Source organism: Psychrobacillus sp. OK032, assembly GCF_900111345.1.
In the GTDB taxonomy this organism is placed as follows: Bacteria; Bacillota; Bacilli; order Bacillales_A; family Planococcaceae; genus Psychrobacillus.
The window spans coordinates 146,552-161,032 of the sequence record NZ_FOGY01000010.1 but is presented as its reverse complement, the minus strand read 5'-3'; the positions used below and the strand labels follow the sequence as shown (position 1 = coordinate 161,032).

Genomic DNA, 14,481 nt, shown 5'->3' with positions numbered 1-14,481 from the left:
TGTATCCCCCAGATATTTTCTTTAATTACAGTGTTTTGCTCCCTAGAATTACTACGAATCCCTTGATGGAAATTCTTGAGGTAATTCTGCAACATCCTCCAACAAGAACGTTTGGTAGTCCCAAATTTCTGAAATTGATTATGGCGTTAAATTTACTATTCTATTAATATAGATACCTCCTAATTCTTTCTCACAAGAGTGAGTTTACAACCTGTCTGAATATATGTAAAATTCATAATTAGAATAGAATTTATTCAAAAATCGAATAAATGTGAGGTTATATAGAAATGGAGCTGCGTGACCTGAAGTCTTTTATTAAAGTGGCTGATCATGGTAGTTTTACAGAGGCTGCAGAGCACTCATATCTGTCACAGCCTTCGTTAAGCAAGGCAGTAAAAAGACTAGAAGAAGAATTACACGTTAAACTTTTCGATCGTTCAACTCGACATCTTAACTTGACTGACGCTGGAAGAATTGTATATAGACAAGGACAACAAGCACTTAATATGTTAGATGAGTTACCTAGTTCACTAAGAGAGTTAACCGAAGTCGGAATCGGAGAGATTAAAGTAGGAATTCCACCTCTTATCGGCACTTTATTTTTCCCGCATATTGCTCGTACTTTCCACAGTCAATATCCAAATGTGAAGCTAGTACTAGTCGAACGAGGTGCTAAATTGATTGAACAGCTTGTGGAGGAAAGTCAGATTGATGTAGGGTTAATAGTTCTGCCGGCAGATGAATCGATATTTAATGTCCATCCCTATATTAATGATGAATTTGTACTATATATTCATGAAGATCATCAACTAGCTAAACATAAATCTGTTGCTTTAACAGATTTAAAAGACGAACAATTTATTATTTTTACGAAAGACTTTACTTTGCATGACTTTATAATAAATGCATGTAAAGAAGAAGGTTTTACTCCATCTATTTCATACAAGAGCTCACAATGGGATTTAATATTAGAATTGGTTGCTTCCAAACTGGGTATTACTTTATTGCCAAAAACAATTTCTGAAAAACAAGGCAACCCAACGATTAAAACAATCCCGTTAGAAAAACCATCTCTTCTATGGAAATTAGGCATTGTTACAAAAAAAGATGCATATCATTCCTTTGCATTAAGGAAATTTCTACTAACTTTAACCAATAATTAAGGGGAAAATCATATGAAACTTGAATTATTAACACTTGAAAATTTGGCGGATTTTGTCGCTTACTGTAAGAAATATAGATATGAGATAGATGATTCGTTCTTATACGATGAAGATTTAATAAATTTTGAGCTGAGTGCTGATAATCCTACTTATATAATTACCGATGAAGGTGGGGACACCATTGCAGTAGCATCACTCGTAATGGATGATTACTTAAGAAAAGGAAGAAGAGCACGTTTTAGAATTTTTCATGCAAAGCTACAGAATAGTAATTGCTATGAAATCCTGCTAAAAGCAATTCTTAAGCATACTGAAGGGATTGATAGAGTCTTTATTTTTATTCCCTTGACGAATAAAGATTTAATAACTTCTATTAAGAGCCTGCATTTTACAGTGGAGAGATATTCCTTTGTGCTTGTAAGAGAGGACTTGGAAATCGCTGATATTAGCTTTCCTAAGAATTATGTCATTAGACCCTTTAGACCGGGTAAAGACGAAGGAATCTGGTGTGAGGTTAGAAATGCAGGATTTGCTAATCTTAAAGGAAGTGAAACACCAATTTCATCAGAAATGGTTACGAAGATGATAGAGGAGAAGAGTTACATAGAAGGCGGTATGATGATCCTGTTTCATGGGGAAAAACCTGTTGGTATCGTAAGAGGTGAAGCGGATGAATACGAAGGAGAACCGATTATGAGTATTGGACCTCTTGCTATTTTACCGGAATATCAAGGGCAGGGACTAGGAAGAATGCTACCTGCGGGCCTCGCTTCGTTTTGCAAAGGACAAGTCGTATAAAAGAGCAATTCTTTCAGTTAATGGAGAAAATGAGCATGCAAAAGCATTATACATTCAAGAAGGCTTCCAACAAGTAGAAGCGGTTGTTTGCTATGAATACTATTTATAATAGTTGTGAAAGTATAAGGTTTGATGAGATAGTTCAATTAATGAAAAGCAAGTTGAAACTACCCTGGAATTTCGCCCAGAATCTCTCTTATATTCCATGACTTAAAACTACAATATACGACATAGATTGGGATAGAGATGTTTTAATCTTTAAAAAACTGTGATACACTAATATAAGGATATTGATATAGAAAAGATGTGTTCCCAGGTTGCGTCTTGTCTTATTGCGGCGCCAAAGAAGGAGCGTTTACATCCTTTCTGCAAAACTTAACATATAAGGATATGGTAAAAATGAGTAACGGACAAACAAAAACAGATGTTATCTTAATTGGTGCCGGGGTCATGAGTGCAACTTTGGGAACACTGCTGAAAGAACTAGCACCAGACTGGAAAATTACAGTATTCGAAAAATTGGATAAACCAGGGGAAGAAAGCTCCAATGAGTGGAATAATGCAGGGACAGGCCATTCTGCACTATGCGAGCTAAACTACACGACTGAAAAACCAGATGGATCGGTAGATATTAGCAAAGCAATAAAAATTAATGAACAGTTCCAACTTTCTAGACAATTTTGGTCTTACCTTGTAGAAAGCGATCTGATTCGTAATCCACAAGACTTTATTATGCCATTGCCACATATAAGCTATGTACATGGGGAAAAAAATGTACAATTTTTGAAAAATCGATTTGAAGCGCTTTCAGATAATCCCTTATTTGAAGGAATGGAGTTTTCGGATGATCCGGAAAAACTGATGGAATGGATTCCGCTAATGTTAAAAGATCGAACTTTAGATAAACCTATAGCGGCAACAAAAATTGATTCGGGAACTGATGTGAACTTCGGTGCTTTAACGCGTATGTTAATTGACCACTTAGCGAGTAAAAACGTTGATATAAGATACAATCATCAAGTGAATGATCTTAAACGTACGTCTGACGGCTTATGGGAAGTGAAAGTACAAAGCGATAGCGGTAAACTCGAGTATATTAATGCAAAATTCGTCTTTATAGGTGGTGGAGGTGGAAGCCTACCTTTACTGCAAAAAACAGGTATACCTGAAAGTAAACAAGTTGGTGGATTCCCGGTAAGTGGGCTATTCCTTGTATGTAACAATCAAGAGATTGTAGAGCAACACCATGCAAAAGTTTATGGTAAAGCTGCAGTTGGTGCACCTCCAATGTCGGTACCACATCTTGATACTCGATACATTGACAATAAAAAATCATTACTGTTTGGACCGTTCGCTGGCTTCTCGCCAAAATTCTTGAAAACCGGTTCCAATATGGATTTAATAGGTTCTGTAAAGCCGAATAATGTATTAACTATGTTATCGGCAGGAGCAAAAAACATGGGATTAACAAAATACTTAATCCAACAATTGATGTTATCAAAAGAACAACGTATCGAAGAATTACGAGAATTTGTTCCAAACGCCAAAAGCGAAGATTGGGATATCGTAGTAGCAGGACAACGTGTACAAGTGATTAAAGATACCGAAGCAGGCGGTAAAGGTACGCTTCAATTTGGTACGGAAGTTGTTACAGGGGCTGATGGTTCAGTTGCTGCATTACTTGGCGCTTCTCCAGGTGCGTCTACTGCTGTTCACGTTATGCTTCAAATAATCAATAAATGTTTCCCACAACATGTAAAAGAATGGGAACCGAAAATTAAAGAAATGATTCCTTCTTACGGAGTATCTCTAGTGGAAAACCCAGAGCTTTTCCGCGAAGTTCATGCTTCAACTGCGAAGACGCTTGGTTTAAGCGAAGACTTACCGAACGAAGTTAATTCTTCTGGGGAAGAGATGCAAGAATTAGAAAGAGTATAATGAAAGTGCTATACGCAAAAAGGAATTGCTTATCCATTTTTGGATAGGTGATTCTTTTTTTCTTGTTAAGCAGTTGTCAAAATAACTAGACATGGTAGTATATAGGCATAATACGAACTGTTTTTGAAAGGAGGATATGAAAGTATGGCTAACTTACCTAACTGTCCAAAATGTAATTCAGCATATACATATGAAGACGGAAATCTTTTGATTTGTCCGGAGTGTGCACATGAATGGACTGCAGGCGGAGCAGAAGAAAACGAAGATACCCAAATTGTGAGAGATGCGAACGGGAATATCTTGAATGATGGTGATTCTGTGACTGTCATTAAAGACCTGAAAGTAAAAGGTAGCTCATCTACTTTAAAAATAGGTACAAAAGTTAAAAGTATTCGCTTAGTCGATGGCGATCATAATATTGATTGTAAAATCGATGGTTTTGGTGCTATGAAGTTAAAATCTGAATTTGTTAAAAAAGCATAAAAAATAGCGAAAAGGCGAAGCATGTAATTTAATGTTTCGTCTTTTTTAAAAGATAAAAAGCATCTACTTTTTAACCAGGAAGTTGTCCAGAATCAGCCCCTTCCTCCTGCGCTTTTCTTATCTTCTCTATTGTTCGATGTTATACTCAGATTATTAAATATGCCTTTCTAGGAGAGTTTCATGATTTTACGAAATAGTAAGCTTGCAATGGTCTTGATTGTCCTGTTAACTGTATTGACTAGTGAGTTTAAGGTTATTCCTTTTAGCGGAGAAGATTTTCGTTTTGGTCTAGGGAGTATAACATTCTTTCTACTTATCCTTATCAGACCACCTGCTTCCCTTCTTTTTACTGGATTCATAACAGGACTCTTCGTTGTGATTGCTCGAATAATAAGAGATGTATTATTCAATGGAGATTCCTTCTGGTTAAGTCTTGGCAATCATGCGCCAGCTTTTTTATTTTATTTTTTATTTGCATTAGGATTACGATTGATAAATGTAGAAAAATATAAAGCTAATCCCTTTCTTTTAGGAGCCCTCGGGGTTGGGTTTGAATTTATCGCCAATGGCACAGAGCATCTTGTACGAAACTGGTTTATGCATGAGGGAAATTTAGGTTTTGGGGACTGGGCATTATTATTAGGAGTTGCAGTACTTCGTAGCTATTTTGTTGTTGGGTTGTATAGTTCCATCGCTATGACAGAGCAAAAGAAACGGATGGAGGAAATGCTTGGCGTGAACTCCGAATTATATGCAGAAACGCTTTATTTGCAAAAATCGATGAATCATATTGAACAGATTACTGCTTCTAGTCATGATTTATATCAAAAATTAAAGCAACATGATATGCATGTATTAAGTGTACAAGCATTACATATCACACAAGAGATCCATGAAGTGAAAAAAGATTCCCAACGAATTTTAGCAGGGTTGAAGAACATGACGGAAGGGAAGAAAGATAACCCTTTACACGTGTCTGAAGTGCTTCAACTCGTTATCCATGCAAATGAAAAATATAGCCAGTTATTAATGAAACATATTCACTTTTCTGTTTCGGCGCCCTCCGATTTTGAAACAGATCAACAAGTTCCATTACTTGCTTTATTAAATAATATTGTTGCCAATTCTGTAGAAGCGATTATGTATAAAGGAGAAGTACATATAACTATGTATGAGGAATCTAGTTATACTTGTTTTTTAATAAAAGATTCAGGAAAAGGAATCCTAGAAGAAGATATACCAATCATTTTTGAACCTGGATATACGACTAAGTATAACGACAAAGGAGTTGCTGCAACTGGGATAGGCCTATCGCATGTTCAAGAAATTATACAAACGCTGTCTGGTAAAATCCAAGTTGAAGCGCTGAAAAAAGGAACTGTTTTTAAAATCCAAATTCCGACGAACAATCTAAGAAAGTGAGTGAAAGAACCTGCGTTATTTTATTGTGGATGATGATACAGCAAGCAGAAAAATGCTAAAAAAGATAATAACTGAAGGGGATCTTGGTTTAGTAATTGGTGATGCGGATAGTGGTATCAGTTCCCTTTCACCAATCACTACAATGCACCCAGATGTTGTGCTAATCGATTTTTTAATGCCCGAATTAGACGGGATTGAAACGATAGAACAGTTAAGGAAAAAGGGATATCAAGGGCAATTTATCATGATTTCACAAATCATTAATAAAGAAATGGTCGGTCAAGCTTATGAAATAGGTGTAGAATATTTTATACATAAGCCGATTAATCGAATTGAAGTTCAAAGCATTTTGAGAAAAACTGCAGAACAGTTTCGATTACAAGATTCGCTACTGGCGATTAAAGAGTCTCTGGCTAATATTACACCATCTAGACCAGTAGATAAAAAACAAAGTGTGAAAGAAATCATCTATTCAATCTTAAGTGATATGGGCATCATCGGGGAAGTAGGAAGTGATGATATCGTTGCAATAATGGAGTTTCTTTTCGATCAAAATGATTCAATGATCCAATTGCCACCGTTAAAAGAATTATACGAATCCATTGCGACAAAATCAGGAATTCCCTCATCCAATATTCAAAAGGAATGCAAAGCAATGGAGCAACGCTTACGTCGAACAATACTAAGTGCGATGAATAACATAGCTTCTTTAGGTGCAATCGATTACACAAATCCAGAGTTTGAACATTATGCACCTCGTTATTTTGATTTCCAAGAAATAAGAAGTCAAATGATTCAGATGCAAGAAGGAAAGAAAAGCTTAGCTAAAATGAAAGTAAATAATAAAAAGTTTCTTCAGGTTCTATATTTAGAAGTGCAAGAAAAATACAACCATATTCAAACTAATAGATAACTTTGTGAAATAATTAATAAATATATTTGTCGGATTATGTCGGATTGTGTAAGTTACCCATAAAATTTTTCTTAAGCTTACTCTTAAAGTAGGAAAGCGTTTTCACAGAATTAAGGGGGGACTTACGTATGAAGAAAAAATTCAAATTTACATTAGCTTATCAAATTCTAGTCGGGCTTATACTAGGTATCATTGTAGGTGCTATCTTTTTTGGTAACCCTGCTGTAGAAACTTACTTGCAGCCTATTGGTACGATTTTTATTAATATGATTAAAATGATTGTTGTTCCAATCATTGTTTCTACACTAATTTTAGGTGTAGCGGGAACAGGAGATATAAAGAAACTAGGTAAACTTGGCGGGAAAACATTAATATATTTTGAAGTTGTGACAACAATTGCGATTATTGTTGGTCTACTAGCAGCGAATATTTTCAAACCAGGTGAAGGTATAGATATGTCGTCACTTACTAAAGGTGATATTGATTCATACGTTCAAACGACGGAACAAGTACAAGATAACGGAATCATGGATATTATTGTAGGAATTGTTCCAAGTAATATTGTGCAGGCCATGGTAGAGGCCGATATGCTTGCCATTATTTTCTTTTCAGTTCTATTTGGTTTAGGTATCGCAGCAATTGGGGAGAGAGGAAAGCCAGTTCTTGCCTTCTTCCAAGGAACGGCAGACGCAATGTTCTGGGTGACAAACTTCATTATGAAATTTGCGCCATTTGGTGTGTTCGCTTTAATAGGGGTAACCGTCTCTAAATTTGGGTTGGAATCCTTACTGCCACTCGGTAAATTAATGATATTAGTATATGCGACGATGATTTTCTTCATCCTTGTTGTACTAGGTGGAATTGCAAAACTAGTTGGAGTGAATATTTTCCATCTTATGAAAGTATTAAAGGACGAGTTACTTCTTGCATATTCGACTTCTAGTTCGGAAACAGTATTGCCAAAAGTGATGGAGAAAATGGAGAAATTTGGTTCTCCAAAAGATATTGTAGCATTTGTTGTTCCAACTGGATATTCCTTTAATCTGGATGGTTCTACTTTATATCAAGCGCTTGCCGCGATTTTTATCGCACAAATGTATGGCATTGAACTAAGTATTACACAGCAAATTACATTAGTGCTTGTATTAATGGTTACTTCAAAAGGAATCGCTGGTGTACCGGGCGTATCATTCGTTGTATTACTAGCTACGTTAGGAACAGTAGGTATTCCTTTAGAAGGACTAGCGTTTATCGCAGGGATCGACCGACTATTAGATATGGCACGTACCGTTGTAAATGTAGTAGGAAACGCATTAGCAACCGTTGTTATGGCTAAATGGGAAGGTAGATTTGATAAAGAAAAAGAAGAAAAGTATGTTGCTTCTATGGAGAAGCTAGCATAAACCTATAAAAGCGTGAACAAAAACCGGCTATCCATTTGGAGGTCGGTTTTGTTATGTGGTTATCGTTGACTTCTGATTGGGAACGTTTCTGACTCTTAACATGCAGATTAATGCAAAGACCATACTACCAGCTGTTGCATTAAATAAAACACCAAAGCCAAATACATCAATTAGTAATCCTAAAGTCGGTGGTGAAATGATGGCTGCTAACGAGGAAACGAAATAATATAAGCCCGTTCGTGTTCCGAAACTATGTTCATCTCCAAGGGAAACAATATAAGGGTAAGAATTGATATTAATGCATGCCCAAAATACGCCACCTACTAAAAGGAGACTTCGTAACGAGAAGACTGATTCGACCCAGTTCAATAAAAAGAAAACGAAAAATAACCCGACTATGCCAAATAAGATCATCTTCTTCTTTCCAAACTTTGCACCCAAGATACCACTTGGAATAGCTGAAAGAACAAAACTTAAAGAAAAAAAAGCTAAAGAAAATGCAGATGCACTTTTGGATAACCCAAGCTCATTTACTCCATATAATGTAAACAATGCTTCCATTCCTTGTATAGCCATAAACCAAAAAAAGATTGCGGCTAGAAGAAAAATAGTTGGTTTATTTAGTTCTGCTCTGTAATTTATTTTTGGTTTCGTTTGTTCAATGAAAGGAATAGTGTCCTCTTTTTCGCGAATATTTTTAAAAACGACAAATAACGCTACTATTAATGTAGCGGATACTGCTAAAAATGGTAAAGATTCTTTAATACCAAAAAGGTAAGAGCCAACACTAAACGCTAAAATACCACCGCAACCACCCATGAAGTTAATAATACCGTTTGCTTTTGTACGTTTTTCTTCTGGTGTTATATCAGGCATTAATGCAATTGTAGGTGATCGGAAAATAGCCATGGATAAATTCATGCAAACCATAAAAAGGATTAACGTAAGCAAACTTGTATGAAAAGGGATAAGCCCGTAGAATATTGCGGCAAAAGGAATACCGATAAGTAAATAAGGCATGCGGCGTCCAAATCGGGTATCCGTACGATCACTACGGTTCCCAATATAAGGTTGCAAAAAAAGGGCGAAATAATTATCAATTGTCATTAGAAAGCCAATTAGGGCGGTACTTGAAAGATAATCATTCAGAAAATATGGGACAAATCCATTGTATAATGCCCAACCTAAACTGATGCTAAAAAAACCAAACCCTAGTAGCCACGTTTTTTTCACTACGTTCCCCCTCGTATAGGTTCTTTAAGCAAAAGGAGATCCCACTTTAAATGGCAGGACCTTGTCTTCCTTTCTACTACAATACTTTCTTCGTGTTGAAAAACTCTTCAACCAAGACAGCGGACTGGACAAATAGTAATCCCAATTGCCAAGCTCCAGCTCCTTTTAAACGATACTCCACGACTAGTTCTAGCTTTTCTGCACGAGCTCTGGAATCCTCATACCAAACGATATGTCTTTGGCCATTTGAATCCCAATATTGATAAAAGGGCTGTTGATACTCGGTAGAATAGGAGATTGGCACTTGATACGTCATTGCATTTTCAACTGCTTCAGCTACAGAAACTGCCCTAGCACTTACCGCATTTCCATTATCCATTGTCCAATCGTATCCATAGCGGGGAACACCGAGAATTATTTTATTTCTATTCATATGGTGAAGTGCATACTCAATTGTTTTTCTTACTTCAGTTATAGGAGCTACAGGCCCAGGAGGACTACTTGCTTCGTGAAAGTCATAAGCCATCAGAAAGACAAAATCTACAGATGCACCAATCCCGCCGTAATCATACCCCCTTAACCAGGGAATATTATCACTCGTCTTAGGCGGAACTGCAACAGACGTATAATATCCCTCTGGCTTTAATATGGCTCTTAATGCATGCAAAAAGCCAGTATATAGATCTCTTAGCTCCTCTGGTACTTGCTCAAAGTCAATATTTACTCCTGCGTAGTTCTTGTTCTTAACTAACAGGTATATATTGTTGATAACGCGATTTCTTATTTCGGGTGAACCTAATACTTGCTGCGTTAATTCGGGGTCAAAACCAGTAGAAGTCAGATTCGTAATAACGGCAAGAGGAGCTACACTATTCTCTCTTGCTGTTTGAATAATTTGCTGATCGTCCAATGTACTTAAACTTCCGTCTTCTAAAACATGATATTCAAAAATACCTAAAAAAGTATTAATAGGTGCAAAACTCTGCACGAGCCTAGTATTTCTTTCAGGTGTCGATGGCGTTAAATAGCTAAAGTTTTCAGCGCTATATTTCGTTCTTGGTGGCAAATAAAGGCTCATGCCAACCATTAATACATCCGAGTGTAAGCCATTAAAGAGGCGTATTTTTTCAATTGAAATGAGACTCATTTGGGAAATAGAATAGAGAGAATCTCCAGGTTGCACCGTATACATATTTGTCGGGATAATTAAATCCTGTCCTGCCACCAATCTGTCCGTTGTTAGACCATTAAAGATACGTATACTATCCAATGAAATTTTGTATTTGTTTGCAATGGAAAATAAAGAATCGCCCGTTTTAACTACATAAATGAATATAGAAATCCCTCGTCTCCGCTTTAGTCATTCATTTAACCATATGTCATTGCTTTTTTATTCATAACTAACGGACTGAATCCTTTGAAAAGAAAAAACAAGCACCCACCTATAAAAGTGAGTACTTGTCTGTATTAATGATTAAAATATTGCAGATTATGAACCCAGTGTTCCTAGTGTTTGAAATGAATAGTTTCTGTTAACCGAATCCGCTGATCCTGCAGGAGTCGCCGCCTTCCGCTCCAATCAACTAATTGTTTCCAAATAATTTATCATAAAAGAAAATACAACTAATAGAGGTATATACTTTTTAAGTGTATAAAGTCACTGGCACTTCAAACGATAGGAAAATGCAGTGGATTGCTTATAAGGTAGAGGGGCTGAGACCAGAATCTTTAAGAGGATCATTTCTCCTGGCATTCTTCTATTAGTAAAAAAGTATATGAACTAAAAATAGATAGTGTCTAACGTATAGAGCAACACTAGAGCTCCTGAAATTGCATCTTCAGGAGCTTACTTTATATATTGGAAAGCATCTTTTTTCTTATCATCCGAAAAGGTCTTAAATTCCTTATTCTCACAGTTGAAGGATTGCGAAGGATAGACAAATGCCATAAGATTACCGAAAAAAGAGAGGCTGATCGTGACTTCAGTCACGACCAGCCTCTATAAAAAATCAAACGGTAATAATATAGTAACAAGTCTGTCCAAAGCTCCCCTGGAAACGATAGAAATAGGTTTTACCTTAAGGACACTTGAACTTTTATTATTTTTCTTCTATAAGTTCCGAAACTGGATAAATGGTTCCAGTTTCAGGTAAGAACGTTTTATACGGTCCTTGTAGTAGCTCCGGAGTAAAACCGTGTAAAGGGATGGTCACTTTTGCTTGCATTGCATCTGCCAGCCATTTTATTTGAGCAGCAGCTGCATGACCAGAAACGCCTAGAACAACGTACTCCATACTAACCTTGTGAATCCATTCCAACAACTCATTATATACAGGGTCAAAGCTTCCTAGTGGCACACCATTCGAATGTACATACGTAGCGCCTTGAACGGGCAATTCTTGAAGCAACCTTATATTATGATATGAAGACTGCAGCCACACTTTTGAAAAATTACGATCCAACTCGGCTAATGTAATCGGTTGAATTGTATCAATAGAATCAATTATTCTGCTTTGTTCTACTTGTAAAAAACGTACATGAGGTGCTCCCATTTGGAAAGCTTGTACTAAATAAGCTGTTTCAGGTTCAAAGACAATTAGTTTATCTTTTTGCTTTGCTGCTTCTATTAATATTTCCAAACGATTGATATTGCGATGATAAACATTAAAAATGATTGGTGTATCAATCTTCAATAAAGCCGGTGTTAATACGTCTTTTTCACTTGAAATGACTGGATTTACATCGAGAAATTCTTCTTGTACGTTTGTTGTCTCAATGATTAAAATATCAGGTGATCCCGCAACTTTTGGTAAGTTTGCTGTATCTATATCCGATTCGTGTAGACGAACGTCGCCAGAATAGACAATCGTCGAATCAGGTGTTATGATCCGCATCGCAGAAGCACCTAGTGCATCGTGATTGACTGGGAAAAATTCGACTTGTATATGTTCAGATACTTGAATAGGCTGATGAAAAGGTACACTTTTTACTTGTTGCGCTACATTTACATGAGGCTCTTCCTCTATTGTATGCAAGTGCTCATATAATGCCTTGCTTTCCTCACCCATGATTATAGGTACATTTGGGTGTACATATTGTAACAACCCCATATGATCTAAGTGCAAGTGAGAGATGGCGATGGTGGCATTTCGATCAATCTCGTCGTTTTTCAACACACCGCTAATCGAAGGGATCACACCAATTGCTTGTAATTCTGAAATTGTAGTTTGAGGGCGCAGTTGCACGCCTTCTTTGTTTTGAAAAATCATCCCAAAATCCGCTATAAATCGTTCTTCTTTGTACTTTACTTCAAAAATAGTTCCACCGATTGTTTTTAAGCCAGCATAAAATTGAATCGTAGTATTACTGTTTTTGATTGGGTTTACTACTGTCATTTGGCTTGATCTAATGCTTCTTGAGCTTTTGAGCTCATTGCTTCTAAAGTATCCGCTGGCGTTGCATTTTCATATAGCATTTTATCTAATTCTACTTGCATAGCGTTTTTCATCGCAAAAGAACCAGGTAAACGAACATCGATAAATCCGTATGCATATTGAGCATTACCTGCTTGGAATGGTTCATTTTCTTCAATGAAAGATGTCCAATCTGCACCTTGTTGAGCAGATTCACGAACTGGCAGATAACCTGTTGTTTTTGCCCAATCTACAGTGTTTTCTGGCGTAATCAAGTATTTCATATATTCAAATGCTCCAGCTTGCTCTGCTTCTGTGCTATTAGCAAACATTGTAATGTTTGTTCCTTGGAAAGGAGCAGCTTGTTCTACGCCTTTTGGAAGTGGAGTTGTTGACCATTGCATATCTCCAGCATCTTTTGCTACATATGCAATACCAGCACTTGAACCGATGTACATCCCAACATCACCTCTTGTGAACGGACCAGACATGTAACCATCTTCACCAGCCATACGAGCTGTACCATCTTTTAGCATTGTATCGATAAATGTTAATGCATTTAAACCAGCTTCTGAATTAAATAACACTTTTCCTTCTTTTTCATCAACGAAATCTCCGCCTGCTTGTTCAATCCACATGCTAAGCTCTGTACCCAATCCGTTTTCAAAGCCCATTCCAATCACATTTTTACCATCAATTTCTTTTGTTAACGTTGTAGCGGCAGTTGCTAATTCATCCCATGTTGTAGGAGGTGTTAAGCCATTATCCTCAAAATACGTTTTGTTGTAGAAAAGTACACGTGATGATTTATTAAATGGTAGACCTAAGATTTTATCGCCAAACGTATTATCGTCACGGAAAACTTCGCTAATGTCTTCATAGCTTTGGTCAGCTGGGAACCCATTTTCACCATTAATCATAGGAGCTAAATCTACTACAAGATTATTTTGATCGTAATCCGTCATCCATTCCGCATATGCTTGTGCAATTGTAGGAGACGTTTTCGCTTTAGCAGCAGCTAATAACTTTTGTGATAAATCACCGTAGCTACCTTGATTCACTAATTTTACTGTAATATTTTCATGTTCTTCATTGAACTTTGCAGTTGCATCCTCTAACCATTTTTCGTGCGTATCACTCATTGCATGCCAAAATTCTACTTCCACTGGTTCTGTTGTTTCTGGCGTTTCAGCTGTTTCTTTTGTATCTGTTGCCGAGTTATTTGAAGTATCACTTTCGTTTGAACTGTTACTACAAGCTGCTATTAACACACTCACCATCATAATAAATAATAATAAAGACAGTTTTTTCATGTTCTATTCTCCCTTATTTTTAGTAGTTTTTATAAATAGAATGTAGACGTATCAACACTTCAAATCGTTAAGCAACACCTCCTTAAATGCATGTTTTCTTATTAGTTTTCCGCGGGACGGGCGGTGAGCCTCCTCGGTCGCTTGCGCTCCACTGCAGGGCCTTACCTGTCCCGCTGATCCCGCAGGAGTCTCATACCTCCGCGCTAAATCGGACATTTTGTAGTATGTTCTAAGAATAAAATCCAATAAGTGTTTGAATAAGACAAATCAAATCAAATCAAATCAAACAGATAAACAGTTGAACCGTTATTTGCATCACACCATTTATTAGGTAGTTATATCCAGATAGATAGAGCGGATAATTTTACCACAGCGTGGTGGCACTGAATAGCTAGCAAGTTC

The 14,481-nt window shown here is 36.8% G+C and carries 11 protein-coding genes; 7 read left to right on the top strand and 4 right to left on the bottom strand.

The genetic code is table 11. The features are described from left to right. Positions 1-287: 287 nt before the first annotated feature. The 7 genes from BMZ04_RS18440 (at position 288) to BMZ04_RS18410 (ending at position 8,120) form a co-directional block, all read left to right on the top strand. Positions 288-1,163, top strand: a complete 876-nt coding sequence (locus BMZ04_RS18440) for a LysR family transcriptional regulator (RefSeq protein ID WP_093275313.1) — start codon at positions 288-290, stop codon at positions 1,161-1,163. 12 nt (positions 1,164-1,175) lie between these two features. Continuing rightward, on the top strand, positions 1,176-1,961 hold the full coding sequence (locus BMZ04_RS18435; protein WP_093275308.1) for a GNAT family N-acetyltransferase: 786 nt from the start codon (positions 1,176-1,178) through the stop codon (positions 1,959-1,961). A gap of 366 nt (positions 1,962-2,327) precedes the next feature. After that, on the top strand, positions 2,328-3,899 hold the full coding sequence (locus BMZ04_RS18430; protein WP_255368011.1) for a malate:quinone oxidoreductase: 1,572 nt from the start codon (positions 2,328-2,330) through the stop codon (positions 3,897-3,899). A gap of 144 nt (positions 3,900-4,043) precedes the next feature. Further along, positions 4,044-4,382 carry a zinc ribbon domain-containing protein YjdM gene (locus tag BMZ04_RS18425; RefSeq protein WP_093275303.1) on the top strand — a complete coding sequence of 113 codons (339 nt, stop codon included), beginning with the start codon at positions 4,044-4,046 and terminating at the stop codon, positions 4,380-4,382. 180 nt (positions 4,383-4,562) lie between these two features. After that, positions 4,563-5,804, top strand: a complete 1,242-nt coding sequence (locus tag BMZ04_RS18420) for a sensor histidine kinase (RefSeq protein ID WP_093275299.1) — start codon at positions 4,563-4,565, stop codon at positions 5,802-5,804. Between the two features lie 10 nt (positions 5,805-5,814). Next, on the top strand, positions 5,815-6,717 hold the full coding sequence (locus BMZ04_RS18415) for a response regulator (protein WP_093275295.1): 903 nt from the start codon (positions 5,815-5,817) through the stop codon (positions 6,715-6,717). Between the two features lie 128 nt (positions 6,718-6,845). After that, on the top strand, positions 6,846-8,120 hold the full coding sequence (locus BMZ04_RS18410) for a cation:dicarboxylate symporter family transporter (RefSeq protein WP_093275291.1): 1,275 nt from the start codon (positions 6,846-6,848) through the stop codon (positions 8,118-8,120). Positions 8,121-8,171: 51 nt separating this feature from the next. Here the strand turns inward: BMZ04_RS18410 and BMZ04_RS18405 are convergent, their stop codons facing one another. From BMZ04_RS18405 to BMZ04_RS18390, 4 genes are all read right to left on the bottom strand, one after another. Continuing rightward, positions 8,172-9,353, bottom strand: a complete 1,182-nt coding sequence (locus BMZ04_RS18405; RefSeq protein WP_093275286.1) for an SLC45 family MFS transporter — start codon at positions 9,351-9,353, stop codon at positions 8,172-8,174. A gap of 76 nt (positions 9,354-9,429) precedes the next feature. After that, entirely contained in the window at positions 9,430-10,683 is a 1,254-nt protein-coding gene (locus BMZ04_RS18400) for a glycosyl hydrolase family 18 protein (protein WP_255368010.1), read from the bottom strand. Between the two features lie 769 nt (positions 10,684-11,452). Then, positions 11,453-12,748, bottom strand: coding sequence for an MBL fold metallo-hydrolase (locus BMZ04_RS18395; protein WP_093275278.1), 1,296 nt, complete (start codon positions 12,746-12,748; stop codon positions 11,453-11,455). After that, positions 12,745-14,079: an ABC transporter substrate-binding protein gene (locus tag BMZ04_RS18390; protein WP_093275275.1), complete on the bottom strand. Its 1,335-nt coding sequence runs from the start codon at positions 14,077-14,079 to the stop codon at positions 12,745-12,747. Before BMZ04_RS18390 ends, BMZ04_RS18395 begins: the two co-directional genes overlap by 4 nt. Between the last annotated feature and the right edge of the window lie 402 nt (positions 14,080-14,481).